Source organism: Streptomyces sp. NPDC059875 (assembly GCF_042731085.1).
GTDB lineage: Bacteria > Actinomycetota > Actinomycetes > Streptomycetales > Streptomycetaceae > Streptomyces.
This window is the reverse complement of record NZ_JBHWJZ010000003.1, coordinates 48,566-72,298: the sequence shown is the minus strand read 5'-3', so window position 1 is coordinate 72,298 and position 23,733 is coordinate 48,566. Positions and strand designations below refer to the sequence as shown.

The window sequence follows — 23,733 nt, the reverse complement described above, 5'->3', positions numbered from 1 at the left end:
GATGGGCATCATCGTCGTCAGCGGTACGGGGACGGAGATCGGCAAGACGGTCGTGACCGCGGCCGTGGCCGCCGTGGCCACCGGCCAGGGGCGGTCGGTCGCCGTGCTCAAGCCGGCGCAGACCGGTGTCGGGCCGGGCGAGCGGGGGGACGCGGACGAGGTCGTCCGGCTCTCCGGGGCGCGGACGTCGGCCGAACTGGGGCGGTTCCCCGAGCCGTTGGCCCCGGCCACGTCCGCCCGGCGGGCAGGGATGACGCCGATCGGACCGCGAGAGGTCGCCGATGCGGCGGCGAAGCTGGCGGTCGAGCACGATCTGGTCCTCGTGGAGGGAGCGGGCGGCCTTCTCGTCCGGTTCGACGAGGAGGGCGGCACCCTCGCCGATGTGGCCCGTCTGCTCGGAGCCCCGGTCCTGGTGGTGACGCCGGCAGGGCTCGGCACACTGAACTCGACCGCGCTCACGGCCGAGGCCCTTGCGGCGCGCGGCATCGAGCAGTTGGGCGTGGTGGTCGGCAGCTGGCCGACGGCCCCCGACCTGGCGGCGCGCTGCAATCTGGCCGATCTGCCGGAGGCGGCGGGTGCGCCGCTGCTGGGCGCCGTACCGGAGGGTGCGGGCGCGCTGGACCCGGCCGCGTTCCGGGCGGGCGCGGCCGGATGGCTGGCTCCGGTGCTCGGCGGGGTCTGGGACGCCGAGGCGTTCGCCGCGAGCGCCCGGCCCTGACCTCCGTAAGCTGGATCCATGCGCGCTCACGTTTCGGAGATCGTCTTCGACTGCGGCGATCCGGCGGGTCTTGTGCGGTTCTGGGCCGGACTTCTCGGCGGGGCTCCGGTCGACCGGAGCCCCGACTGGTCGTACGTCGAGCCGCCGGGGTTCGTGCGGATCGCCTTCCAGCAGGTGCCCGAGGGCAAGGTCGTGAAGAACCGGGTCCATCTGGATCTGCATGCGGCCGACGTCGGCGCGGCCGCCGACGAGGCGATCACCCTCGGCGCGTCCCGTGTCGGAGACATCGTCAACGACCCACAAGGGGCCTTTCAGGTGATGCGTGACCCCGAGGGCAACGAGTTCTGCTTCGTGTCGGGCTGAGAAGGGCGGTACGCGGGCAGAATCCTCCCGTCCGTCCGTGTCTGCGCCGTGTGCGTCTGCCGTGCGCGTCTGAGGAGGTCCGCGATGTCACCGCGTTCCACCCGGGTTCCCCGGGACGCCGTCCACCATCCCCTCTTCGCCCGCTTCTACGCGCGGTTCAGCGTCTCCGCCGATACGAAGGGCGGCATCGCCGCCCTCCGTACGGAGCTGCTGACCGGTGTGTCCGGTCGGGTCATCGAGATCGGCGCGGGGAACGGGCTGAACTTCGCGCACTATCCCGGCGCCGTGTCCGAGGTCGTGGCCATCGAACCGGAGCGTCATCTGCGCCGGTTGGCGGCCGATGCCGCGCTGCGGGCCGATGTGCCGGTGGATGTGGTGCCGGGCGCGGCGGAGGCGCTGCCGGTGAAGAGCGAGGCCTTCGACGCGGCGGTGGCCTCTCTGGTGCTGTGCACGGTACGGGATGTCGCGCGGGCGCTCGCCGAGCTGCACCGGGTGCTCCGTCCGGGTGGCGAACTCCGTTTCTTCGAGCACGGGTTGGCGCCGACACCAAGGATGGCCAGGGCTCAGCGTGCGCTGGACCGCACGGTGTGGCCGCTGCTGTTCGGCGGCTGTCACACGGCGCGCGATCCGCTGGCGGCGATCGAGGCGGCGGGTTTTGAACCGATCGCGTACCGCAATTTCACCGTCCCGGAGAAGGGGCGCCGACTGCCTTCCTCGTACTGCGTGTTGGGCTCGGCGCGTCGCGTCTGAGGGGCGACCGGCCGGCTCAGATGCTCCACTGGCGCAGCTCGGCGGCGATGGCCCGGACGTCCGCCTTGCCCTCCTTGACCAGGCGGGCCAGGTCGCGGACCTGTTCGGGCGAGGTGACGACCTTCAGCCCGCTGGCGACGAGGTAGCCGTAGGCGACGGCGGAGGCGAACATCGCGTTGGAGTGCTCCAAGGCCGGGACGTGCAGCAGGAGTTGGAGCAGTGCGGCGGCTCGGGCGTGCGGGTCGCTGTACACGGGCACGCCGAAGATCTCCGCGTCGTGCCGGCCGACCGCGGCGACGAGGGCGCCCCAGTCGGTGACCTGGGGGTCGCCGGGCGTCTGGTGTTCGGCGACCATGAGCAGCCAGGAGATGTCGACCGTGAGGCTCATGCGGTGCGGTCACGCTCCGCGCCGAACTCCTCGGCGAACACGGTCTCGTACTGCTTCATGAAGTCGGCGGCGGCTTCGACGAAGGCGCGTCCCGATTCCCCCGCGTCCTGCTGGACGAGTTCCTCGATGTAGCGGTTGACGCTCACTCCGCGCTGTTGCGCCCGCCGGCGCGCGGTGTCGGCGGTGGTTTCGTCCACACGTACGTTCAGTTGGGTCTTGGCCACACGACCACGCTAGCGCCGGAGCGCTAGCAGCGACAAGAGGAGCGGCCATGACATCGCCGTTCCGCTTCGCCGTGAACGTGCTCCGGCCATGATCCGCCGAACAGGCCCTAGGTGCAGGAAGGGCAGAGCCCTCGGTAGGTGACCTCGGCCTGCGACACCGCGAAGCCGAACCGCTCCTCCGCCGGGAGGTCGGCCAGCGGATCGCCGGTGGGGTGGACGTCGCGAATCGTGCCGCAGCCGGCGCAGACCAGGTGCTGGTGCGGGTGGTGGGCGTTCGGGTCGTAGCGCTTGGCGCGGCCGTCGGTGGAGACCTCGATGACCTCGCCGAGGGACACCAGCTCGCCCAGGGTGTTGTAGACGGTCGCCCGGGAGATCTCGGGCAGTCGCTGCGCCGCGCGGACGTGCACCTCGTCGGCGGTCAGGTGCACGTGGTCGCCGTCGAGGACCTCCGCGACGACACGCCGCTGGGAGGTCAGTCGCCAGCCACGCCCTCGCAGTCGCTCCAGCAGGTCACTCATATCGGTTCACCCATTCAGCTTCGACTTCGGCGGGACACGCGCAGTTCACCAGTGGCGCACGGGTTTCCGATCGGGTAGGGGATTGGCGCGCTTCTTGACTTGGACTCTGTCCATCGTAGGATCGCTTCCGGCAATAGCCAAGGGACAACATGGCACCGGTCGGGCGACACGATCCCCACCGGTACCGCCCCGGCTGAGCTCCGCGATCCGCCCCGTCCGGAAGGATTCCCATGTCCGAGAACCACGACGCAATCGTCACCGACCCCGTACCGGAGGAGACCGGCGGTTGCCCGGTCGCGCACGGCCGCGCCGCGCACCCGACCCAGGGCGGCGGCAACCGCCAGTGGTGGCCGGAGCGGCTCAACCTGAAGATCCTCGCCAAGAACCCCGCCGTGGCGAACCCGCTCGGCGAGGAGTTCGACTACGCCGAGGCGTTCAACGCCCTCGACCTCGCGGCCGTGAAGCGGGACATCGCCGAGGTGCTCACCACCTCACAGGATTGGTGGCCCGCCGACTTCGGCAACTACGGCCCGCTCATGATCCGTATGGCCTGGCACAGCGCCGGTACGTACCGCATCAGCGACGGCCGCGGCGGCGCCGGCGCCGGTCAGCAGCGCTTCGCCCCGCTCAACAGCTGGCCGGACAACGGCAACCTCGACAAGGCCCGCCGCCTGCTGTGGCCGGTCAAGCAGAAGTACGGCCAGTCCATCTCCTGGGCCGACCTCATGATCCTCACCGGCAACGTCGCCCTGGAGACGATGGGCTTCAAGACCTTCGGCTTCGCCGGCGGCCGCGCCGACGTGTGGGAGCCCGACGAGGATGTCTACTGGGGCCCCGAGACCACCTGGCTCGGCGACGAGCGCTACACCGGTGACCGCGAGCTGGAGAACCCGCTCGGCGCGGTCCAGATGGGCCTCATCTACGTCAACCCCGAGGGCCCCAACGGCACCCCGGACCCGATCGCCGCGGCCCGCGACATCCGCGAGACGTTCCGCCGCATGGCGATGAACGACGAGGAGACCGTGGCCCTCATCGCCGGTGGCCACACCTTCGGCAAGACCCACGGCGCCGGGCCGGCGGAGAACGTCGGCGCCGACCCCGAGGCCGCGTCGATCGAGGCGCAGGGCCTCGGCTGGGCGAACTCGTACGGCACCGGCAAGGGCGCCGACGCGATCACCAGTGGTCTCGAGGTCACCTGGACCACCACGCCCGCGCAGTGGGGCCACGACTTCTTCAAGCACCTCTTCGAGTACGAGTACGAGCTCACGAAGAGCCCGGCCGGTGCGCACCAGTGGGTGGCGAAGAACGCCGAGGCGATCATCCCCGACGCGCACGACGCGTCGAAGAAGCACCTCCCGATGATGCTCACCACCGACCTGTCGCTGCGCTTCGACCCGGTCTACGAGCAGATCTCGCGGCGCTTCTACGAGAACCCGGAGGAGTTCGCGGACGCCTTCGCGCGCGCCTGGTACAAGCTGACGCACCGCGACATGGGCCCGGCCGTGCGCTACCTCGGCCCGGAGGTTCCCGCCGAGGTGCTGCTGTGGCAGGACCCGCTGCCGGCTCGCGAGGGCGAGCTGATCGACGCCGCGGACATCGCCTCCCTCAAGGAGCAGATCCTCGGCTCGGACCTCACGGTCGCGCAGCTGGTCTCCGCGGCCTGGGCCGCGGCCGCCTCGTTCCGCGGCAGCGACAAGCGCGGCGGCGCCAACGGTGGCCGCATCCGCCTGGAGCCGCAGCGCAACTGGGAGGTCAACAACCCCGACGAGCTGGCGCAGGTGCTGCGTACGCTCGAGGGTGTCCAGGCGTCCTTCAACGCCGCGGGCGGCAAGCAGGTCTCGCTGGCCGACCTCGTCGTGCTCGCGGGCTCCGCGGCCGTCGAGAAGGCGGCCAAGGACGGCGGCTTCGACGTCGAGGTGCCGTTCACGCCGGGCCGTGTCGACGCCGCGCAGGAGCAGACGGACGTCGAGTCGTTCGCCGCTCTCGAGCCGTCCTCCGACGGCTTCCGCAACTACGTCGGCAAGGGCAACCGCCTGCCGGCCGAGTACCTGCTGCTCGACAAGGCGAACCTGCTGACCCTCAGCGCGCCCGAGATGACGGTCCTCGTCGGTGGTCTGCGCGTCCTGGGCGCCAACCACGCCCAGTCCAAGCACGGCGTCCTGACGAACAAGCCGGGCACGCTGTCCAACGACTTCTTCGTCAACCTGCTCGACCTGGGCACGACGTGGAAGTCGACGTCCTCGGCGCAGGACGAGTTCGAGGGCCGCGACGCCTCGGGCGAGGTCAAGTGGACCGGCACCCGTGCCGACCTCGTCTTCGGCTCGAACTCCGAGCTGCGTGCGCTCGCCGAGGTCTACGCGAGCGACGACGCGAAGCAGAAGTTCGTGCAGGACTTCGTCGCGGCGTGGCACAAGGTCATGGAGCTGGACCGCTTCGACCTCGTCTGATCACGACGCCTCCCGCAGTGACGTCCAGGCCGGCCCGTACGGGTCGGCCTGGACGTGCGACCTGCCTCCTACGGGCTGCCTGTAGGACGGCCGGTACGACCTGCCCGGATGGCGAAACACGGTCGACGGCCGGCCGGGGCCGGTGGTGGGATGCGGTCCATGACCGAACTGCGCATCCGGGCCGCCACGCCGGCCGACCTCGACGCCGTCCTCGCCTTCTGGAAGGTGGCTGCCGAAGGCACCAGCATCAGCGACGACCGTGACGGCATCGAGCGGCTCGTCGTGCGCGACCCCGAGGCCCTGATCCTCGCGGAGCGCGGCGACGAGCTCGCCGGCACGGTGATCGCCGGCTTCGACGGCTGGCGCTGCCACCTCTACCGGCTCGCCGTCCACCCGGACCACCGCCGTCGGGGCGTGGGCGGCGCGCTGCTCGCGGCGGCCGAGGAGCGTTTCGTACGGCTCGGAGGGCGACGCGCGGACGCCATGGTGCTGGACCACAACGAACTGGGGCAGCACGCCTGGCGGGCGGCGGAGTACGGCCCCGAGAAGCAGTGGACGCGTTGGGTCAAGCCGCTGCCGGGCGCCCCACGCAGGTGAGACCCGCTTTGCCCGTCCTTTACCATGGGTGTTTCCAATCCCGCACGACCGAAAGGTGTGAGCGTCCGCCCATGGGCGAGCCTCCCAGTACCGACCGAGCGATCCCTCTGCCCGTGACTGATCATGGGACGGAGGTGAACCGATGATCGAAGTGCTTCTGCTCGTGCTGGCGCTGCTGCTCTCGCTCGCCTGCGGTGCCTTCGTCGCGGCCGAGTTCTCGCTCACGACCGTCGAGCGGTCCGAACTCGAACGGGCCGTGGACCGCGGCGAGAAGGGCGCGGCGAGCGCCCTCAAGGCCGTCAAGTCGCTCACCTTCCAGCTCTCCGGCGCGCAGCTCGGTATCACCGTCACCAACCTGATCGTCGGCATGCTCGCCGAACCCTCGATCGCCAAGCTGATCAGCGGCCCGATGGAGGACCTCGGTCTCTCCTCCTCGGTCGCCTCCTCGACGGCCCTGGTCATCGGCACCGCCCTGTCGACCGTCGTCCTGATGGTCGTCGGCGAGCTGGTCCCCAAGAACTGGGCCATCTCCTCGCCGCTGGCCATCGCCAAGCGGGTGGCGACCCCCATGCGGGTCTTCACGGCCGCGTTCAAGCCGCTGATCAGTCATCTCAACAACACCGCGAACCGGATCCTGCGCCGGATCGGCATGGAGCCGACCGAGGAACTGGCCTCGGCCCGCTCCCCGAAGGAGCTGGTGGCTCTGGCCCGCCACTCCGCCAAGGCGGGCGCTCTGGAGGCGGACACCGCCGAGCTGTTCGTCCGGACCCTGAACCTGGCCGAGCTGACCGCGGAGAACGTGATGACCCCCCGGGTCCAGGTCACGGCCCTGGAGGTGCAGGCCACCGCCGAGGACGTCGCCAACGCGACCCGCGCGACCGGCCTGTCCCGCTTCCCCGTCTACCGGGGCACTCTCGACGCGGTGGTGGGCATCGCCCACATCAAGGACGTCCTGGCGATACCGGCCGACGAGCGGCCGCGCCGGCGCATCGGGGACATGCTGCGCGAGCCGCTGCTCGTCCCGGAGACCCTGACCGTGGACCGGCTGCTCGACCGGCTGTCGGGCAAGCAGACGATGGCGGTCGTCATCGACGAGTACGGCGGCACGGCCGGCGTCGCGACGCTGGAGGACATCGTCGAGGAGGTCGTCGGCGAGGTGCGCGACGAGCACGACCCGCACGAGACGCCCGACCTGGCGCGGGCGGGCGTGGACGCGGACGGGCGCGAGCTCTGGTCCGCCGACGGCGCCGCGCGCACGGACCAGCTGGAGGCCATCGGCCTGCGGGTGCCGGACGGGCCGTACGAGACGCTCGCGGGCGTCCTCGCCACGGCGCTGGGGCGGATCCCCGCCGTCGGAGACAGCGTCCAGCTGGCCGGCTGGGAGCTCGACGTGGTGGACGCCTCCGGACGCCGGGCGGCGCGGGTGCTGATGCACGCGCCGCCCACCGAGGGGCACCAGGAGACCGGGGAGGCGGGCCGATGATCGCGATCCAGCTGTTGATCGGCTTCCTGACCCTGGTCGTGAACGCCTTCTTCGTCGGCGCGGAGTTCGCCCTCATCTCCGTACGCCGCAGTCAGATCGAGCCGGCGGCCGAGTCCGGGGACCGGCGGGCGCGCAGCGTCATCTGGGGTCTCGAGCACGTCTCGGCGCTGCTCGCCGCGGCGCAGCTCGGCATCACGCTGTCCACCCTGGTGCTCGGCATCGTCGCCGAGCCCGCCATCGCGCATCTGCTCGAGCCCGTCTTCGACGCGGTCGGCGTGCCGCACGGCCTGGTGCACCCGATCTCGTTCGTGATCGCGCTGGCCCTGGCGACCTATCTGCACATGCTGCTCGGCGAGATGGTCCCGAAGAACATCGCGCTGGCGGAGCCGACGCGTACCGCGCTGGTCCTCGGCCCGCCGCTGGTGGCGATCACCCGTGCGCTGCGCCCGGTGATCTTCACGATCAACGCCTTCGCCAACGCGCTGCTCAAGCTGATGCGCGTGGAGGTCAAGGACGAGGTCTCGGCCACGTTCTCGGACGACGACCTGGCCAGGATGGTGACCGACGCGGGCGTCGCCGGTCTGCTGGACGACCGTGCGGCGGAGCGACTGCACGACGCCCTCGAACTGGGCCGCCGTCCGGTACGGGACGTGGTCATGCCGGTGGAGAAGGTCGTCTACGCGGCGGTCGGCACGACGCCCGAGGAGCTGGAGGCGCTGTCCGCCGAGTCGGGGTTCTCCCGCTTCCCGGTGGTCGACTCCGGCCGCCGGATCCTGGGCTATCTGCATGTGAAGGACGCCCTGGACGTGACACCGCGCGATCTGCCCTTCCCGGTCTCGGCCATGCGGCCGATCGCCCGGGTCCGGGCGGCCACGCCGATGGACGACGTGCTGACGGCGATGCGCCGCAGCCGTACGCACCTGGCGGCGGTCCTGGACGAGGACGGCAAGCTGGCCGGCCTGGTCACCATGGAGGACGTCCTGCGGGAGCTGGTCGGACGGCCCGCGGCGCCGTAGCGACGGTGGACACGGAGCCCCGGGGTGCGCGATGCGCCCCGGGGCTCCGGCGGATCACCACCCGCATACCGCACGGTATGATCGCTCCGCCATGGAAATGAATGCCACCTACACCAGTCTTGTCGCCGTCGGCGACAGCTTCACCGAAGGCATGTCGGACCGGCTGCCCGACGGCACCTACCGGGGCTGGGCGGACCTCCTCGCGACCCGGCTGGCCGCCCGTACCCCCGACTTCCGGTACGCGAACCTCGCGGTACGGGGGAAGCTCATCGGGCAGATCGTCGAGGAGCAGGTGGACCGGGCCGCCGCCATGAAGGCGGACGTGGTGACGCTGGTCGGCGGCCTGAACGACACGCTGCGGCCCAAGGTCGACATGGGACGGGTGCGGGGTCTGCTCACCCAGGCGGTGGAGACGCTGGCGCCGTCCTGCGGGCAGCTGGTCCTGATGCGCAGCCCCGGCCGCAACGGCCCCGTCATGGAGCGCTTCCGGCCCCGCATGGAGGAGCTCTTCGGGTACGTCGACGAGCTCGCCGCCCGCCACGGCGCCCTGGTGGTCGACCTGTACGGAGCGCCCGCGCTCGCCGACCAGCGGATGTGGGACGTGGACCGGCTCCATCTGACCGACGAGGGGCACCGGCGGGTGGCCGAGGCCGTGTGGCAGACGCTCGGACTGGCCCCCGAGGACGACTGGCAGGCACCGCTGCCGCCGGCGCTCCGACCGGGCTGGGCGGCGCGGCGCCTCGGCGACGCGCGGTTCGCAAGGGAACACCTCGGCCCGTGGATCGGACGGCGGCTGACCGGCCGCTCCTCGGGCGACGGCCGCCCGGCCAAGCGGCCGGAACTGCTTCCGTACGAGCCGCCGACGGCGTAGGGCCTGTCCGGCGGATCGGCGTCGCGGCCCCGGCCATGATCCGCCGGACAGGTCCTGGCCGCCGGCCGGGCCCGCCCGTTGCCGCACGCGCGCGTGACGGCCGTCTCGTAGCAAGAGACGAACCGGGCCGTGGCGCTGGCCTGCAGAAACCGCCAGTAGAATCTGGTCACGTGACTGCTGTGACTGCGAAGCCCCGTATCCCCAATGTCCTGGCCGGCCGCTACGCCTCCGCGGAGCTCGCCGTCCTCTGGTCCCCCGAGCAGAAGGTGAAGCTGGAGCGGCAGCTGTGGCTCGCCGTGCTGCGTGCCCAGAAGGACCTCGGGATCGAGGTCCCGGACGCGGCCCTGGCCGACTACGAGCGCGTCCTCGACCAGGTCGACCTCGGCTCCATCGCCGAGCGCGAGAAGGTCACCCGGCACGATGTGAAGGCCCGGATCGAGGAGTTCAACGCCCTCGCCGGTCACGAGCACGTCCACAAGGGCATGACCTCCCGCGACCTCACCGAGAACGTCGAGCAGCTGCAGATCCGGCTCTCGCTCGAGCTGATGCGTGACCGTACGGTCGCCGTCCTGGCCCGCCTCGGCAAGCTGTCCGGCGAGTACGCCGAGCTCGTCATGGCCGGCCGCTCCCACAACGTCGCCGCCCAGGCCACCACCCTCGGCAAGCGTTTCGCCACGGCCGCCGACGAACTGCTCGTCGCCTACGGCCGTCTTGAGGAGCTGATCGCGCGCTACCCGCTGCGCGGCATCAAGGGCCCGGTCGGCACCGCCCAGGACATGCTCGACCTGCTCGGCGGCGACGCGACCAAGCTGGCGGACCTGGAGCAGCGCATCGCCGGGCACCTCGGCTTCGCGCACGCCTTCACCTCGGTCGGCCAGGTCTACCCGCGCTCGCTCGACTACGACGTGGTCACCGGGCTCGTGCAGCTGGCCGCCGCGCCGTCCTCGGTCGCGAAGACGATCCGCCTGATGGCCGGCCACGAGCTGGTCACCGAGGGCTTCAAGCCCGGCCAGGTCGGCTCCTCCGCGATGCCGCACAAGATGAACACCCGCTCCTGCGAGCGCGTCAACGGTCTCATGGTCATCCTGCGCGGCTACGCCTCGATGACCGGCGAGCTGGCGGGCGACCAGTGGAACGAGGGCGACGTCTCCTGCTCCGTGGTCCGCCGGGTCGCGCTGCCGGACGCGTTCTTCGCCCTCGACGGCCTGCTGGAGACCTTCCTGACCGTGCTCGACGAGTTCGGCGCGTTCCCGGCGGTCGTCGCGCGCGAGCTGGACCGGTACCTGCCGTTCCTGGCGACCACCAAGGTCCTCATGGGCGCCGTCCGCGCCGGTGTCGGCCGTGAGCTCGCCCACGAGGCCATCAAGGAGAACGCCGTCGCCTCCGCCCTCGCCATGCGCGAGCAGGGCGCCGAGCGCAACGAGCTGCTCGACAAGCTGGCCGCCGACGAGCGGATCCCGCTGGACCGCGCGCAGCTCGACGCGCTGATGGCGGACAAGCTGTCGTTCACCGGTGCCGCCGCCGACCAGGTCGCCGCCGTGGTCTCCCGTATCGAGGAGATCGTCAAGCAGCACCCGGAGGCCGCCGCCTACGCCCCCGGGTCGATCCTCTGACCCGGTTCACCCCGCAGGAGCTTCAGGCCGCCCGCGACCGCGTCATCCCCGACGTGGTCGCGGGCGGCCTTTCCGTCCTCTTCTGCGGGATCAACCCGGGGCTGATGTCGGCGGCGACGGGCCACCACTTCGCACGTCCCGGCAACCGCTTCTGGCCGGTGCTCGAACGGTCCGGCTTCACCCCGCGGCTGCTGAAGCCCTCGGAGCAGTTGGAGCTTCTCTCGTACGGCCTGGGCATCACGAACGTGGTGGCGCGGGCGACCGCGCGGGCCGACGAGCTGAGCGACGAGGAGTTCCGGGAGGGCGGCCGGCTGTTGACCGAGCGGGTCGAGCGCCTGCGCCCGCGCTGGCTGGCGGTGGTCGGCATCACGGCGTACCGGACGGCGTTCGGGGAGAAGCGCGCGGTCATCGGTCCGCAGGAGCGGACGATCGGGCAGACCCGGATCTGGGCGCTGCCCAACCCGAGCGGACTGAACGCGCACTGGACGCCGGCGTCGATGGCGGAGGAGTTCGGACGGCTTCGCGAGGCGGCGGGGGTACCGGACCGGCGGCCGTAGGCATACGGATCACGGTCACAGGTCATGGGTCACGGATCACGGATCACGGATCACGGATCACGGATCACGGATCACGGATCACAGGTCACGGGTCACGGGTCACGGCGGGTCGACCTCGGTGGCCCAGGCGAGGAGCCGGAACTCCCCCTCTCCGCAGGGCGCGAGACCGAGCACGACCCATCGGGCGTCCACGCGCCAGAGCTGGACGTCCGGCACCGACGTGCAGATGCGTGCCCAGGGCTCCGGTATCGCCTCGCCCGCGCCGGCACGGGCGAGCAGTCCGTACAGGCCGACGAGCCGGGGTGGGCCCCAGCGGGCCTGGAGGAGGATCGCGAGCGCTTCCCGTTCGGCCTCCGCCTGCTCCTCGGTGGGGTCCTCGACCGCTAACTCGGTGAGGTGGTAGCCCTCTGCGGGGAACGCGCGGGCGCGCAGCAGTTCGAGGGCGGTGAGGTGCTGTGCGAGCGTCATGGTTTCAGTAAACCGGCAGGCTCCGACAGCCGGACACGGGCGGCGCTCGCCGCCCTCCGGTCCATTGAGTAACATCCGCCAGACACGCGTACGAGCTGGAAGGACACACTGTGGGGCGGCTGACCGGCGGGGATCCGTCTCTGCTGCGGCGGATCAACTCCGCGGTGGTACTCCATGCTCTGCGGGGCGCCGACGCGCTCACGCTCACGGACCTGACCCGGATCACGGGGCTGTCCCGGCCGACCGTCGAGGGCGTGGTCGAGGGGCTCATCGTCGGAGGTCTCGTCGTCGAGGCGGCGCCCGAGGAGGGCGAGGCCAGGCGCCAGGGTCGCCCGGCCCGGAGGTTCCGCTTCCGGGCGGAGGCCGGGCATCTGCTGGGCATCGAGATCGGCCCGCACCGGGTCGCCGCGCTGCTCTCGGGGCTGGACGGCCGGATCATCGGCGCGGGGTCCCGCGAGGTCTCGGAGACGGCGCCGGAGGACGAGCGCCTGGAGCGGGTCCGCGTGGTCGTCGCCGATGTGCTGCGCAGGGCGGGGGTCGCCCGCTCCAATCTCCGGGCGGTGGGCGTCGGCACGCCCGGGATCGTCGAGGCGGACGGCACGGTCCGGCTCGGCACGGCGCTGCCCGGCTGGACGGGCCTGGCGCTCGGCGAGCGGCTGCGCCGGTCGTTCCGGTGCCCGGTGCTGGTGGAGAACGACGCGAACGCGGCGGCGGTCGCGGAGCACTGGAAGGGCGCGGCGACCGACTCCGACGACATCGTTTTCGTACTCGCCGGACTGAGCCCGGGCGCGGGCTCCCTGATCGGGGGCCGGCTGCACCGTGGCTACGGCGGCGCCGCCGGGGAGATCGGGGCGCTGCATCTGCTCGGCCGGGAGGTCACCCCCGAGCACCTGCTGTCGACGACGGACGAGCCGCTGCACCCGCTGGACGAGCAGGCGGTCGCGGAGGTCTTCGCACTGGCGCGGGGCGGCGACGCGCGGGCCGAGGCGGCGGTGGAGCGTTTCACCCAGCGCCTGGTCCACGACGTGGCGGCGCTGGTCCTCGCGCTCGACCCGGAACTGGTGGTGATCGGCGGCTGGGCGGCGGGTCTTGACGGCGTACTGCAGCCCCTGCGCGAGGAGTTGGCCCGCTTCTGCCTGCGTCCCCCGCGCGTGGTCCTGTCGCTGCTGGGCGAAGCGGCCGTGGGCACGGGCGCCCTGCGCCTCGCCCTGGACCACGTGGAGGAACAACTCTTCGCGGTGGAGGGCACGGTGACGGCCCGCCGGTGAAAGCCGGCTCCTGGGCGGAGTGCGGCGCCTCCGGCGAACGCGCCGCCGCTGCCGAGCGGGGCGCCGCGCCCGAAGGGCCGCTGCGCGCGGAGCCGACACCAGGCCGACGCGCGCGTAACCGCGCGCGGCGCGGAATCCGAGGGCCCGACGGCGGGACGGTAGCCGCCTCGGCGCGGTCGAGGACGTGGCATTGGCGGCGGTTTCCCTCAACCGACGGGCGCGGCTGCGCCTCCGGGGCGGAACGGCGGCGAGCCCGTGGGGCGGGCCGCAGGTGCGGCGCGCCCCACGGGCTCGCTGTCGGGTACGGAAGCCGGTGGGTGGCTACCTCAGGACGCCATCACCAGGTCGCCGGAGTCGCCGAAGGTCAGGCGGCAGGTGTCGGCGCGGTACGTGGCTACCGAGACCGCTGCCGTGCGGCCTTCGGAGAGGTAGCGGGTCGTGACGACGAGGACCGGGGCGCCGGGGAGGCGGTCCAGTTCCTTGGCGTCGTCGGCGCGGGCCGAGCCGAGCTCCACGGCGCGGTCCTGGCCGTCCAGGGCGAGGCGCTGGAGTTCGCGCAGCACGCTGCGGGCGCGGGCCGGGCCGGACGGGGTGTCGATCGCGGTCAGCTCGGGGACGGAGCCGGACGGCACGTACAGCAGCTCGGCCGCGACCGGCTGGCCGTGCGTGACGCGCAGCCGGCGCACGACGTGCACCTGCTCGTCGGGCTCGATGTCCAGGAGCCGCGCGACGGCGGCGGGGGCCACGGCGGAGGCGGAGTCCATGGACTGCCAGGTCTCCTCGGCCACACCGGGCCAGCCGTGCTGCGTGGTGGAGACGTCCACCCCGACGCGGGGCGGGGCGACGGTCGTGCCGACGCCGCGGCGGCGCTGCAGGCGGCCCTCCAGCTCCAGCTGCTCCAGGGCCTGGCGGAGCGTGGCACGGGCGACGCCGAAGCGCGCGGCAAGCTCGCGCTCGTTGGGCAGGATCTCGCCGACCGCGAAGTCGGAGTCGAGCGCCTCGCCGATCACGGTCTTGAGGTGCCAGTACTTCGGCTCCGGCACCGATTCCAGCTGCGTGGTCCCCACCCTGATCCTCCGCAATCGCCGTGTCCCCGGCGGTTTTCCGCGCCCTTGTTTATTAAAGGTTCCTGCACTATCTCTGCGACCATAAGGCGGCACTCCCCCTTGGTCAAGACCAATCCTGACCCGGATGCCCGTGAATGCGGCCCTCTGGCGTAGATCGTTCACAGGACGTTCGCGCCGCCGTGAGCCCTGCGCAGCAAAGCGCCCCGCCTCCGGGCCGGAGGCGGGGCACAGGGGAGACGGCGTCGGCAGGTCAGGCGTGACCCACGGCGTGCAGTTTGTCCGGGTTGCGGACGATGTAGACGCACTGGATGCGCCCGTCCCGCACCTCGACCTGGAAGACCGCGTCGGGCTTGCCGTCGACGAGGGCGAGCAGCCCGGGCGCTCCGTTGACCTCGAGGAAGCGGAACTCGTAGAGGGCCTCCGCACCCTGGCTCGCCCCCAGGAGGAAGCGGCCGACCTTGTCCGCGCTCTCGATGATCCGCAGCGGCGCCTTGGACTTGCCGCCGCTGTCGCCGACGAGGCGGACGTCCGGGGCGAGCAGGGCGAGGAGTTGGTCGAGGTCCCCGCCGGCCGCGGCGGCGAGGAAGCGCTCGGTGAGGTCGCGCCGCTCGTCCGGGTCGACGTCGTAACGCGGCCTGCCCTCGTCGACATGGCGGCGCGCCCGGCCCGCGAGCTGGCGCACGGCGGCCTCGGACCGGTCGAGCGCGGTGGCGATCTCCCCGTAGGGGAAGCCGAACGCCTCGCGGAGCACGAAGACGGCGCGCTCCAGCGGCGAGAGGGATTCGAGGACGACGAGCACGGCGAGCGAGACGGAGTCGGCGAGCACGGCCCGCTCGGCGGTGTCGGGGACGGCCGGCCCGAAGTCCGTGACGACGGGTTCGGGCAACCAGGGCCCGACGTAGGACTCGCGGCGCGCCTGGACCTGGCGGAGCCGGTCGAGCGCGAGGCGGGTGGTGATCCGTACGAGGAACGCGCGCGGCTCGCGGACGTCCTCACGTTCCGCGGACGTCCAGCGCAGCCAGGCCTCTTGGACCACGTCCTCGGCGTCGGCGACGCGGCCGAGCATGCGGTAGGCCACACCGATGAGCATCGGCCGGTGTTCTTCGAAGACGTCGGTCAGGGTGTCGGTCGCCACTCCCCCATCCCAGCCGACCGGCCGGAGTCTGTCCAGTTCCGTCCTGGCCCTTGAACTCCTGGCTACTGAGCGGTAATCCTTGCTGACAGGGTGTCTAAGTCAGGGAGTCAGGCGTATGTCCGAGCAGATCTCGTTCACGATCGAATCCCCGCGCGGTCCGCGGCCCGTGTCCCTGACGTACGAACGCAGGGGTGCGGGTGAGCCGTTGCTGCTGCTCCACGGCATCGGTCACCACTGGCAGGCGTGGGAGCCGGTCCTCGACATCCTCGCGGCCGAACGCGATGTCGTGGCCGTCGACCTGCCCGGTTTCGGCGCCTCACCCGCGCTGCCGGACGGCTTCGACTACGACCTGTCGACGGTCGTTCCGGTGCTCGGTGCCTTCTGCGAGGCTCTCGGGATCGAACGACCGCATGTGGCGGGCAACTCCCTCGGCGGGCTCCTCTCCCTCGAACTCGGCCGGGAGAAGCGGGTCCGCTCGGTCACCGCGCTCTCCCCCGCCGGGTTCTGGTCGGAGAGCGAACGCCGATACGCCTTCGGCACGCTGCGCGCGATGCGGGCCGCCGCGCTCTCGATGCCCGTGCCGCTGATCGAGCGGCTGTCCCGCAGCGCCGCCGGGCGTACGGCGCTGACGAGCACCATCTACGCACGTCCCGGGCGCCGTTCACCCGAGGCGGTGGTCGCCGAGACGCTCGCGCTGCGCGAGGCCACCGGCTTCCGGGAGACGCTGGAGGCCGGCCGGACCGTGCTGTTCGGCGACGACGTCTCCGCGGTGCCCGTCACCATCGCGTGGGGCACCCGCGACCGGCTGCTGCTGCGCCGCCAGGGCGTCCGGGCCAAGCACACCGTGCCCGGTGCCCGGCTCGTACGGCTCCCCGGCTGCGGCCACGTCCCCATGAGCGACGATCCGGCTCTCGTCGCGCGGGTGATCCTCGACGGCAGCCGCTGACCGGTCCGCACGCGGAGCCCTCGTGAACAGGCCCGTCCCGAGGGCCGCCCCGGCACCCACCAGGACGCCGCCCGCGGCCTGCGGGAGTCCGAAACCCCCGGTGGACACGAGCGCCGCGGTCAGCGCCGCGGCGACCGGGATCGCACCGGTGAACAGGGTGGCGCGCTCCATGCCGATCCGCTGGACCCCCATGTAGAACAGGACGAAGCCGACGACCGTGGCGAGGGCGGCCTGCCAGACCAGGGCGCCGGTCTCCACGGCCGTCGGGACCCGCAGGAACGCACCCCCGTCCACGACCAGACCGATCAGCGCCGACTCGACGGCCGCGATGCCGCAGACGACGGCCGTGAGCAGCTTCGGCCCGAGCGGGCGCAGCACGGGCACGGCGAGGACGGTGAATCCGACCTCGCCCGCCAGGGCTCCTACGGAGTAGGAGAGGCCGGCCAGGTCGGTGCGCCCCCAACCCTGGACCGTGAAGGCACCCGCGGCGACGAGCAGCGCGCCGTAGAGCACCGGCCGGCTGGGCCTGCGCCCTTCGAGGAGCGGCACGAGCACGGCCACCACCACGGGGGCGCAGCCGACCAGCACACCGGGGACGGCGGGCTCCGCGGTGCGTTCCGCGGCGAGGACCGCGAGGTTGAAGCCGACCATGCCGACGCCGGCGAGCACGGCCAGGCGGGCCCACTGGCGGGCGCCCAGCGCCCGGAGCGGGGCGAGCCCGCCCGGGCCGAGGAGCGGCAGCAGGAGGAGACAGGCGGCGCCGTAGCGCAGGGCCTGGCCGCCCGCGTACGGATAGTCGCCGAGGAGACTGTTGGCGGTGAAGGAGGCGCCGACGAGCGCGTAGGCGACGGTCACGAGGAGCGTGCCCCGCAGGGAGTTCGCGTTCATGGTCCCGACGCTAGGAAGCGGGGCGGCCCGGTTCGAGGTCCACTTCCACGGCGTCTTCGGGGACCACTTTCCCGTCCCGGGCCGACCGTCCGCCCTCCCCGCCCCCGGTTCCGCCGGGTTCCGGCGCAGACTGGAGACAGACGCATCGAAGGAGGCAGCTCGTGAACCCTCCCTCCTCCACGCGGATCACCGTCTCGCTGCCCGCCGAGTACCGCGTGCGACTCCTCAGCCTCGCCCATCAGGTGAATTTCCCCTCCGGCACGCGCCTCTTCGACGAAGGGGAGTACGCGGACCGGTTCTGGATCATCCGCTCCGGCACCGTCACGCTCGACTTCCGCGTCCCCGGCAGCAGATCTCCGGTCGTGATCGACAGTCTCGCGACGGGTGAGCTGGTCGGCTGGTCGTGGCTGTTCAAGCCCTACCGCTGGCACATGGGTGCCGAGGCCATGACACCCGTACGCGCCCATGAGTTCGACGCGACGGCCGTACGGATGGCGATGGACGCCGATCCGAGCCTCGGCTCGGCGATCGGTCACTGGGTGGGCCAAGCGCTCGCCCAGCGGCTCTACTCCGCCCGCGTCCGGCTCATCGACCTGTACGCCCCGCACGGCAGCGGCCGCATCCTGTGACGACGGCCGGCTCCCGATACGAAGAGGACGACCCGCCAAGGAGCTGACGATCATGGACAGCGCCCGTACCTCGTATCCCCCGGTGGCGGTGACCGCCGAGCTGGACAGCCCTCTCTCCCGCTGGCTGTGGCTGGTGAAGTGGATCCTGGTCATCCCCCACTGGATCGTGCTGATCTTCCTGTGGATCGCCTTCTTCGTCGTGACGGTGATCGCGTTCTTCGCCGTGCTGTTCACGGAGCGCTATCCGCGGCAACTGTTCGATTTCAACGTCGGTGTGCTGCGCTGGTCCTGGCGCGTCTCCTACTACGCGTACGGAGCGCTGGGCACCGACCGCTACCCGCCGTTCAGCCTCGGGCCCGAGCCGGACTACCCGGCCCGGCTGGACATCGCGTACCCGGAACGGCTCTCGCGCTCGCTCGTGCTGGTCAAGTGGTGGCTGCTCGCCATCCCGCACTACCTCGTGATCGCCTTCTTCAGCGGCGGCATGCGCGCCGGGTGGTGGAGCATCGGCCTGATCACCCTCCTCGCCCTGATCGCGGCCTTCGCCCTCGCCTTCACCGGCCGCTACCCCCGCGATCTGTTCGATCTGGTGGTGGGACTGAACCGCTGGGTTCTGCGGGTCGCCGCCTACGCCTGCCTGATGACGGACGCCTACCCGCCCTTCCGTCTCGACCAGGGCGGCCGGGAGCCGATCCCCGTCGAGCCGCCAGGCGCCTCACCTGCTGGAACGTGGTGAGAGCGCCCGTACACTGGCAGCAAAGGCAGCCACAGCGGATCTCTGCCGAGTGGGTGATGCGGATGCCCGGCGCCCGGTCGTCTTCGCGCTATGTCCCGGATCGGGGACTGACGACGCGCATGGTCACGACGATGTTCCTGATCGGACTGCTCTACGTCGTCTTCGTCGGCGTCCTGCTGGTGCTGCTCCAGGGCTCCTGGCCGATCATCCTGGTGATCGCCGGCGGCCTCTTCGTCGCCCAGTTCTGGTTCAGCGACCGCATCGCGGCCCTCGGCATGGGTGCCCGCGAGGTCACCCCGGAGGAGGCACCCGAGCTGCACGGTGCCGTCGACCGCGTCTGCGCCCTCGCCGACATGCCCAAGCCACGGGTGGCGATCGCCGACAGCGACGTACCGAACGCCTTCGCCACCGGACGCAACGAGAAGACCGCCCTGGTCTGCGCCACCACCGGCCTGCTGCGGCGGCTGGAACCAGAGGAGCTGGAGGGTGTCCTCGCGCACGAGCTGTCCCATGTCGCCCATCGCGATGTCGCGGTGATGACCATCGCGTCGTTCCTCGGCGTCCTCTCCGGAGTGATGGTCCGCGTCGCGCTCTACAGCGGCATCGGGCGGAACACCCGCGACAGCAACGCCGCCGTCGCGGTCATCCTCGTACCGGTGGTCAGCGCCGTCGTGTACGTGATCAGCTTCCTGCTCACCCGGCTCCTGTCGCGCTACCGCGAACTCTCCGCCGACCGCGCCGCCGCGATGCTCACCGGCCGTCCCTCGGCGCTCGCCGCCGCGCTCACCAAGGTGACCGGTGAGATGGCGAAGATCCCGACCCGGGACCTGCGGAAGGCGGAGCCGTTCAACGCCCTCTGGTTCGCGCCCGCGTTCTCCTCCCGGGAGAGCCTGACCCGGCTGTTCTCCTCGCACCCGACGCTCGATCAGCGCCTCGACCAGCTCGGCCGCATCGCGGCGCAGCTCGGCCGGCCCTGAGCCGCCTCGACCCTGGCGGCCCTACCCGCCTCGACCCTGAGCGGAGGTTCCCACCGTGGGACTCCTCGACGCGATCCTCGGCCGCAGCAAGCCCGTTCCTCCCGACCTCGACCAGCTCTTCGGCCTGCCGTCCGCCGCGATCACCCTGCAGGCGGGGGCGGGGTTCGTCCCGACCGGCAGCGGCTCGGTGTGTTTCGCCGGGGTGGAGGGCGGCGCCTTCGCCTCGCTGCGGGAGGAGGTGCGGGACCTGCTCGACGCGGACACCGAGCGGGGTGGCACCCCGGTCGAGTTCAGCCGGGACGCGTACGGCTACACCTGGCTCCTCGTCCGCCATCCCCCCGATGACACGGCGTCCCTCGTCAACGACCTGCATGCCGTCAACACCCTCCTCCAGGACGCCGGATTCGGCCCACAGCTCCTCTGCTCGCTTGTCGCGTTCCACGAGACGGCGGGAGCGCGCCCTTTGGCGCTCATCTACCTCTACAAGCGCGGCACGTTCTACCCCTTCGCGCCCCGGCCGGACGGCGGAGAGAAGCGCGACACCGCGCTCGAACTCCAGATCAGGGCCCTCCTCGCCGGCGACCTACGGGTCGAGCCCGACCTGGCCCGCTGGTTCCCGGTCTGGGGAGCGCCGGGGCTCGGCGCCGCCGCGTGAGCGGATGAGGGCGTGAGTGGGTGAGGGCGTGAGCGGGTGAGCGGGTGAGCTCCCACCGGGGGAACCAGCATGCGGGTCATACTTCTCGACGGCGGACCACAGACGACGAGATCGCGAGACAGAACTGTCATGGCCCTGGACGAGACGGCCACGAGAAGCCCCGAAGGCAGACCCGCACCGGCCTGGGAGCTGCTGCTCCCGGCGGCGGCCGCACCGGCGCGGCGGCGCGGGCGGGCGCTCCAGGAGGCGCTGCGGGACGCGGTGCGCGCCGGCCGGCTCACGGCGGGGACGCGGCTGCCGTCGAGCCGTGAACTTGCGGCCGATCTCGGCGTCTCGCGCGGCCTGGTGACGGAGGCGTACGAGCAGCTCACCGCCGAGGGCTATCTGCGCAGCGACCGCGGGTCGGGCACCTGGGTGGGCGAGGCCGCGCGGGCGGCCGCTTCGCAGGCCGCGCGGGATCTCGCGCCGCGCACGCCGGGCGTGCGGGTGGACTTCCATCCCGGGACGCCCGATCTCGCGCTCTTCCCGCGCGCCGCCTGGGCGGCGGCCCAGCGGTCGGTGCTGTCCGCGCTTCCCCACCGGTCGCTCGGCTATCCGGACCCCCGGGGGCTGCCGGAGCTGCGGACCGCGCTCGCCGGGATGCTCGCGCGGCGACGCGGGGTGGTGGCCGATCCCGAACGTCTGGTGGTGTGTTCGGGGGTGGCTCAGGCGTCGACGCTGATGGGCTTCGTCCTGCGAGCCCGCGGGATACAGACCGTCGGGATCGAGGATCCGGGCAGCCCGGAGCACGGGCGGCTGTTCGCCTCCACCGGCGTGCGGACGGTGTGGCTGCCGGTGGACGAGGAGGGGCTGCTGCCCGGTCCGCTCGCCGCGTCGGGGGTACGGGCGGTTGTGACGACACCCTCCCACCAGTTCCCCACCGGGATCGCGTACTCGGCGGCGCGCCGTGCCGCGCTCCTCGACTGGGCCCGGTCGGTGGACGGCTATGTCCTGGAGGACGACTACGACGGGGACTTCCGCTACGACCGGGCGCCCGTCGGTGCGTTGCAGGGACTCGATCCGGAGCGGGTCGCGTACACCGGCTCCGTGAGCAAGTCCCTCGCACCCGGGCTGCGGCTCGGGTGGATGCTGGTGCCGGAGAAGCTGGTCGCGGAGGTCGTGGAGCGCAAGCGGACGATGGACCTCGGGAACCCGGCGCTGGGCCAGGCGCTGCTCACGGAGTTCGTGACGCGCGGCGGCTACGACCGGCAGCTGCGCCGCTGCCAGCGCGCCTACCGGGAGCGGCGGGACGTCCTGGTGGCGGCCCTGGAGAAGCACTTCCCGGGCACCGAGGTGAGCGGGATCGCCGCCGGGCTGCACATCATCGCGCGCGTGCCGGAGCGTTACGGTCCCGGCGCGCGCTTCGTGGAGCGGGCGGCGTCCACAGGGGTGGCCCTGCGCCCCCTGGAGGACTACGGCACCGCGCGCCCGACGGACGGCGCCGTCCGGCTGGTGATCGGCTACGCCCATCTGACGCCGTCCGAGATCGCGCGGGGCGTACACCTGGTGGCGGAGGCGTGCGGGGTGACGGGGTCGCGGTGACGGGGTCGGGGTGACGGGCTGACGGGCTGACGGGCCGGGCGTGTCGCGGCCCATGCGCACGGGCCGATGCGTGCCGCCGGGTCTCCGGGGCAGGGCGGGACCGGTTCGACCGGGCTGGGCCGAACGGGGGCGACTCCGGTCTGTTCACGCGGGGTTCGTGTGCGCGCCGCCCCTTGCCGTTAGGCATGGGGACGGCACAACGGACCTATCCGGCCCAGAACTTGGAGGCGCTTCGATGTCCTACTCCGTCCCCGACGGCCCGTCCCCGGCCCGCCGCAGCGTGCTGCGCGGCTCGCTCGCCGCGTCGGCGGCGCTCACCCTCGGCGGCGCCGCGGCCGCCGCTCCGGCGCTGGCGCTCTCGGGGCGGCCGCGGGCCGCGTGGGGTGTGCAGACGGGTGACGTGACCGCCTCCTCGGGTCTGGTCTGGGTCCGTTCGGACCGGCCGGCCCGGATGATCGTGGAGACCTCGGCGAGCGAATCGTTCCGCCGAGTCCACCGCCACTTCGGTCCGCTGCTCGGCCCGGGCAGCGACTTCACCGGGACGACGGCGCTGCGCGGGCTGCCCGCGGGTGAGCAGATCCACTACCGGGTCACGCTCGCGGACCCGGACGACCCGCGCCGTACCGGTGAACCGGTCGTCGGCACCTTCCGTACGGCTCCGGCGCGGCGGCGCGACGGGGTGCGCTTCCTCTGGTCGGGCGACATCGCCGGGCAGGGCTGGGGCATCAACCCGGACATCGGCGGCTTCCGGGCGTACGAGGAGATGCGCCGGCTGAACCCGGACTTCTTCCTGTGCAGCGGCGACACGATCTACGCGGACGGCCCCATCCAGCCGAGCGTGACGCTGCCCGACGGCCGGATCTGGCGGAACGTCACCACGCCTGAGAAGGCGAAGGTCGCGGAGACCCTGGACGAGTACCGCGGCAACTTCCGCTACAACCTCCTGGACCACAACGTGCGCGCCTTCAACGCGCAGGTGCCGTCGATCGTGCAGTGGGACGACCACGAGGTCCGCAACAACTGGTACCCCGGCCAGATCCTGGACGACGCCCGCTACACCGAGAAGGACGTGGACGTGCTCGCGGCCCGCGCCTCCCGGGCGTTCGCCGAGTACTTCCCGGTGTCCACCCTCCACGCGCGCGGTGACGCCGCGGAGGGCCGGATGCACCGGGTGGTGCGGTACGGACCGCTGCTCGACGTCTTCGTCCTCGACATGCGTTCGTACCGCAACGCCAACTCCCCCGGCCGGCAGGCGGACGACACCACGGGTATCCTCGGGGCGGAGCAACTGGCGTGGCTCAAGCGGGAGCTGAGCCGCTCGCGGGCGGTGTGGAAGGTGCTCGCCGCGGACATGCCGCTGGGCCTCGTCGTCCCCGACGGTGCGGCGAACATCGAGGCGATCGCCCAGGGCGACCCGGGCGCACCGCTCGGCCGGGAGCTGCAGATCGCCGAGCTGCTGCGGTTCGTCAAGCACCGGCGGATCACCGGCACGGTGTGGCTGACCGCGGACGTCCACTACACCTCGGCCCAGCACTACGCCCCGGAGCGCGCCGCGTTCCAGGACTTCGCGCCGTTCTGGGAGTTCGTCTCCGGTCCGCTGGCCGCGGGCGGGTTCCCGGCCAACAAGCTGGACGCCACCTTCGGCCCGGAGCGGGTCTTCGTCCGGGCGCCGGAGCGGGCGAACCTGTCGCCGATGGAGAGTCCGCAGTACTTCGGCGAGGTGGACATCGACGGTGGTAGTGGCGAGCTGACCGTACGGCTCCGCGCGGAAGGCGGAACCGTCCTGTTCAGCAAGGTACTTCAGCCGGGGCGCGTCAGTCAGTGAGACCAGCCCCCTC

At 72.1% G+C, this 23,733-nt stretch carries 24 protein-coding genes and 1 pseudogene; 18 read left to right on the top strand and 7 right to left on the bottom strand.

Annotated elements, in window-relative coordinates:
• The first annotated feature begins 1 nt into the window (after position 1).
• The 3 genes from bioD to ACFV9D_RS04300 all read left to right on the top strand — a co-directional run bounded on the left by bioD (position 2) and on the right by ACFV9D_RS04300 (position 1,831).
• Entirely contained in the window at positions 2-718 is a 717-nt protein-coding gene (bioD, locus tag ACFV9D_RS04310; protein WP_385140655.1) for a dethiobiotin synthase, read from the top strand.
• A gap of 18 nt (positions 719-736) precedes the next feature.
• Positions 737-1,081, top strand: coding sequence for a VOC family protein (locus ACFV9D_RS04305; protein ID WP_385140652.1), 345 nt, complete (start codon positions 737-739; stop codon positions 1,079-1,081).
• Positions 1,082-1,165: 84 nt separating this feature from the next.
• A complete protein-coding gene (locus tag ACFV9D_RS04300; RefSeq protein WP_385140650.1) occupies positions 1,166-1,831 on the top strand; it encodes a class I SAM-dependent methyltransferase in 666 nt (221 codons plus the stop codon).
• Between the two features lie 16 nt (positions 1,832-1,847).
• Here the strand turns inward: ACFV9D_RS04300 and ACFV9D_RS04295 are convergent, their stop codons facing one another.
• From ACFV9D_RS04295 to ACFV9D_RS04285, 3 genes are all read right to left on the bottom strand, one after another.
• Positions 1,848-2,219, bottom strand: a complete 372-nt coding sequence (locus tag ACFV9D_RS04295) for a fic family toxin-antitoxin system, toxin component (RefSeq protein WP_385140648.1) — start codon at positions 2,217-2,219, stop codon at positions 1,848-1,850.
• Complete coding sequence (locus ACFV9D_RS04290; RefSeq protein WP_385140645.1) at positions 2,216-2,443, bottom strand: antitoxin; 228 nt, start codon at positions 2,441-2,443, stop codon at positions 2,216-2,218. Before ACFV9D_RS04290 ends, ACFV9D_RS04295 begins: the two co-directional genes overlap by 4 nt.
• A gap of 107 nt (positions 2,444-2,550) precedes the next feature.
• Positions 2,551-2,961, bottom strand: a complete 411-nt coding sequence (locus ACFV9D_RS04285; protein ID WP_385140642.1) for a Fur family transcriptional regulator — start codon at positions 2,959-2,961, stop codon at positions 2,551-2,553.
• Between the two features lie 230 nt (positions 2,962-3,191).
• On the opposite strand from ACFV9D_RS04285, the gene katG reads away from it, so the two are divergent.
• From katG to mug, 7 genes are all read left to right on the top strand, one after another.
• Positions 3,192-5,408 carry a catalase/peroxidase HPI gene (katG, locus tag ACFV9D_RS04280; protein ID WP_385140639.1) on the top strand — a complete coding sequence of 739 codons (2,217 nt, stop codon included), beginning with the start codon at positions 3,192-3,194 and terminating at the stop codon, positions 5,406-5,408.
• 159 nt (positions 5,409-5,567) lie between these two features.
• Positions 5,568-6,005 (top strand): GNAT family N-acetyltransferase, encoded by a 438-nt coding sequence (locus ACFV9D_RS04275; RefSeq protein WP_385140637.1) that lies wholly within the window; start codon positions 5,568-5,570, stop codon positions 6,003-6,005.
• Positions 6,006-6,147: 142 nt separating this feature from the next.
• Positions 6,148-7,488, top strand: a complete 1,341-nt coding sequence (locus tag ACFV9D_RS04270) for a hemolysin family protein (RefSeq protein ID WP_385140635.1) — start codon at positions 6,148-6,150, stop codon at positions 7,486-7,488.
• Entirely contained in the window at positions 7,485-8,504 is a 1,020-nt protein-coding gene (locus ACFV9D_RS04265) for a hemolysin family protein (RefSeq protein WP_385140632.1), read from the top strand. Before ACFV9D_RS04270 ends, ACFV9D_RS04265 begins: the two co-directional genes overlap by 4 nt.
• 91 nt (positions 8,505-8,595) lie before the next feature.
• Entirely contained in the window at positions 8,596-9,375 is a 780-nt protein-coding gene (locus tag ACFV9D_RS04260) for an SGNH/GDSL hydrolase family protein (RefSeq protein WP_385140629.1), read from the top strand.
• A gap of 170 nt (positions 9,376-9,545) precedes the next feature.
• Entirely contained in the window at positions 9,546-10,988 is a 1,443-nt protein-coding gene (purB, locus tag ACFV9D_RS04255; protein WP_385140627.1) for an adenylosuccinate lyase, read from the top strand.
• Positions 10,985-11,545 (top strand): G/U mismatch-specific DNA glycosylase, encoded by a 561-nt coding sequence (gene mug, locus ACFV9D_RS04250; RefSeq protein ID WP_385141524.1) that lies wholly within the window; start codon positions 10,985-10,987, stop codon positions 11,543-11,545. Before purB ends, mug begins: the two co-directional genes overlap by 4 nt.
• Before the next feature lie 99 nt (positions 11,546-11,644).
• Here mug and ACFV9D_RS04245 read toward each other — a convergent pair whose 3' ends face one another.
• Positions 11,645-12,013, bottom strand: a complete 369-nt coding sequence (locus ACFV9D_RS04245) for a hypothetical protein (RefSeq protein WP_385140625.1) — start codon at positions 12,011-12,013, stop codon at positions 11,645-11,647.
• 110 nt (positions 12,014-12,123) lie between these two features.
• Between ACFV9D_RS04245 and ACFV9D_RS04240 the strand changes: the two genes are divergently transcribed.
• A complete protein-coding gene (locus tag ACFV9D_RS04240; protein WP_385140622.1) occupies positions 12,124-13,281 on the top strand; it encodes an ROK family transcriptional regulator in 1,158 nt (385 codons plus the stop codon).
• Positions 13,282-13,607: 326 nt separating this feature from the next.
• Here ACFV9D_RS04240 and ACFV9D_RS04235 read toward each other — a convergent pair whose 3' ends face one another.
• The gene (locus ACFV9D_RS04235; protein WP_385140619.1) at positions 13,608-14,348 is read right to left on the bottom strand and encodes a GntR family transcriptional regulator; all 741 of its coding nucleotides are present in this window, start codon (positions 14,346-14,348) and stop codon (positions 13,608-13,610) included.
• A gap of 250 nt (positions 14,349-14,598) precedes the next feature.
• Positions 14,599-15,483, bottom strand: a complete 885-nt coding sequence (sigJ, locus tag ACFV9D_RS04230; protein ID WP_385140616.1) for an RNA polymerase sigma factor SigJ — start codon at positions 15,481-15,483, stop codon at positions 14,599-14,601.
• A 115-nt stretch (positions 15,484-15,598) separates the two neighbouring features.
• Between sigJ and ACFV9D_RS04225 the strand changes: the two genes are divergently transcribed.
• Complete coding sequence (locus ACFV9D_RS04225; RefSeq protein WP_385140613.1) at positions 15,599-16,429, top strand: alpha/beta fold hydrolase; 831 nt, start codon at positions 15,599-15,601, stop codon at positions 16,427-16,429.
• 99 nt (positions 16,430-16,528) lie between these two features.
• Here ACFV9D_RS04225 and ACFV9D_RS04220 read toward each other — a convergent pair.
• Positions 16,529-17,317, bottom strand: a pseudogene (locus ACFV9D_RS04220) (EamA family transporter); the annotation flags it as partial.
• A gap of 161 nt (positions 17,318-17,478) precedes the next feature.
• On the opposite strand from ACFV9D_RS04220, the gene ACFV9D_RS04215 reads away from it, so the two are divergent.
• The 6 genes from ACFV9D_RS04215 to ACFV9D_RS04190 all read left to right on the top strand — a co-directional run bounded on the left by ACFV9D_RS04215 (position 17,479) and on the right by ACFV9D_RS04190 (position 23,720).
• Positions 17,479-17,946, top strand: a complete 468-nt coding sequence (locus ACFV9D_RS04215; RefSeq protein WP_385140610.1) for a Crp/Fnr family transcriptional regulator — start codon at positions 17,479-17,481, stop codon at positions 17,944-17,946.
• A 52-nt stretch (positions 17,947-17,998) separates the two neighbouring features.
• Entirely contained in the window at positions 17,999-18,682 is a 684-nt protein-coding gene (locus ACFV9D_RS04210; RefSeq protein WP_385140607.1) for a DUF4389 domain-containing protein, read from the top strand.
• 62 nt (positions 18,683-18,744) lie between these two features.
• Complete coding sequence (gene htpX / locus ACFV9D_RS04205; RefSeq protein WP_385140604.1) at positions 18,745-19,659, top strand: zinc metalloprotease HtpX; 915 nt, start codon at positions 18,745-18,747, stop codon at positions 19,657-19,659.
• Positions 19,660-19,714: 55 nt separating this feature from the next.
• Positions 19,715-20,314, top strand: a complete 600-nt coding sequence (locus tag ACFV9D_RS04200; RefSeq protein ID WP_385140601.1) for a hypothetical protein — start codon at positions 19,715-19,717, stop codon at positions 20,312-20,314.
• A gap of 129 nt (positions 20,315-20,443) precedes the next feature.
• A complete protein-coding gene (locus ACFV9D_RS04195; protein ID WP_385140599.1) occupies positions 20,444-21,895 on the top strand; it encodes a PLP-dependent aminotransferase family protein in 1,452 nt (483 codons plus the stop codon).
• A 235-nt stretch (positions 21,896-22,130) separates the two neighbouring features.
• A complete protein-coding gene (locus ACFV9D_RS04190) occupies positions 22,131-23,720 on the top strand; it encodes an alkaline phosphatase D family protein (protein WP_385140596.1) in 1,590 nt (529 codons plus the stop codon).
• Positions 23,721-23,733: the final 13 nt, after the last annotated feature.

Coding starts and splice junctions, on each gene's coding strand:
- bioD (WP_385140655.1), top strand. CDS start 2: ATGGGCATCATCGTCGTCAGCGGTACGGGGACGGAGATCGGCAAGACG.
- ACFV9D_RS04305 (WP_385140652.1), top strand. CDS start 737: ATGCGCGCTCACGTTTCGGAGATCGTCTTCGACTGCGGCGATCCGGCG.
- ACFV9D_RS04300 (WP_385140650.1), top strand. CDS start 1,166: ATGTCACCGCGTTCCACCCGGGTTCCCCGGGACGCCGTCCACCATCCC.
- ACFV9D_RS04295 (WP_385140648.1), bottom strand. CDS start 2,219: ATGAGCCTCACGGTCGACATCTCCTGGCTGCTCATGGTCGCCGAACAC.
- ACFV9D_RS04285 (WP_385140642.1), bottom strand. CDS start 2,961: ATGAGTGACCTGCTGGAGCGACTGCGAGGGCGTGGCTGGCGACTGACC.
- katG (WP_385140639.1), top strand. CDS start 3,192: ATGTCCGAGAACCACGACGCAATCGTCACCGACCCCGTACCGGAGGAG.
- ACFV9D_RS04275 (WP_385140637.1), top strand. CDS start 5,568: ATGACCGAACTGCGCATCCGGGCCGCCACGCCGGCCGACCTCGACGCC.
- ACFV9D_RS04270 (WP_385140635.1), top strand. CDS start 6,148: ATGATCGAAGTGCTTCTGCTCGTGCTGGCGCTGCTGCTCTCGCTCGCC.
- ACFV9D_RS04265 (WP_385140632.1), top strand. CDS start 7,485: ATGATCGCGATCCAGCTGTTGATCGGCTTCCTGACCCTGGTCGTGAAC.
- ACFV9D_RS04260 (WP_385140629.1), top strand. CDS start 8,596: ATGGAAATGAATGCCACCTACACCAGTCTTGTCGCCGTCGGCGACAGC.
- ACFV9D_RS04245 (WP_385140625.1), bottom strand. CDS start 12,013: ATGACGCTCGCACAGCACCTCACCGCCCTCGAACTGCTGCGCGCCCGC.
- ACFV9D_RS04225 (WP_385140613.1), top strand. CDS start 15,599: ATGTCCGAGCAGATCTCGTTCACGATCGAATCCCCGCGCGGTCCGCGG.
- ACFV9D_RS04210 (WP_385140607.1), top strand. CDS start 17,999: ATGGACAGCGCCCGTACCTCGTATCCCCCGGTGGCGGTGACCGCCGAG.
- htpX (WP_385140604.1), top strand. CDS start 18,745: ATGCCCGGCGCCCGGTCGTCTTCGCGCTATGTCCCGGATCGGGGACTG.
- ACFV9D_RS04195 (WP_385140599.1), top strand. CDS start 20,444: ATGGCCCTGGACGAGACGGCCACGAGAAGCCCCGAAGGCAGACCCGCA.
- ACFV9D_RS04190 (WP_385140596.1), top strand. CDS start 22,131: ATGTCCTACTCCGTCCCCGACGGCCCGTCCCCGGCCCGCCGCAGCGTG.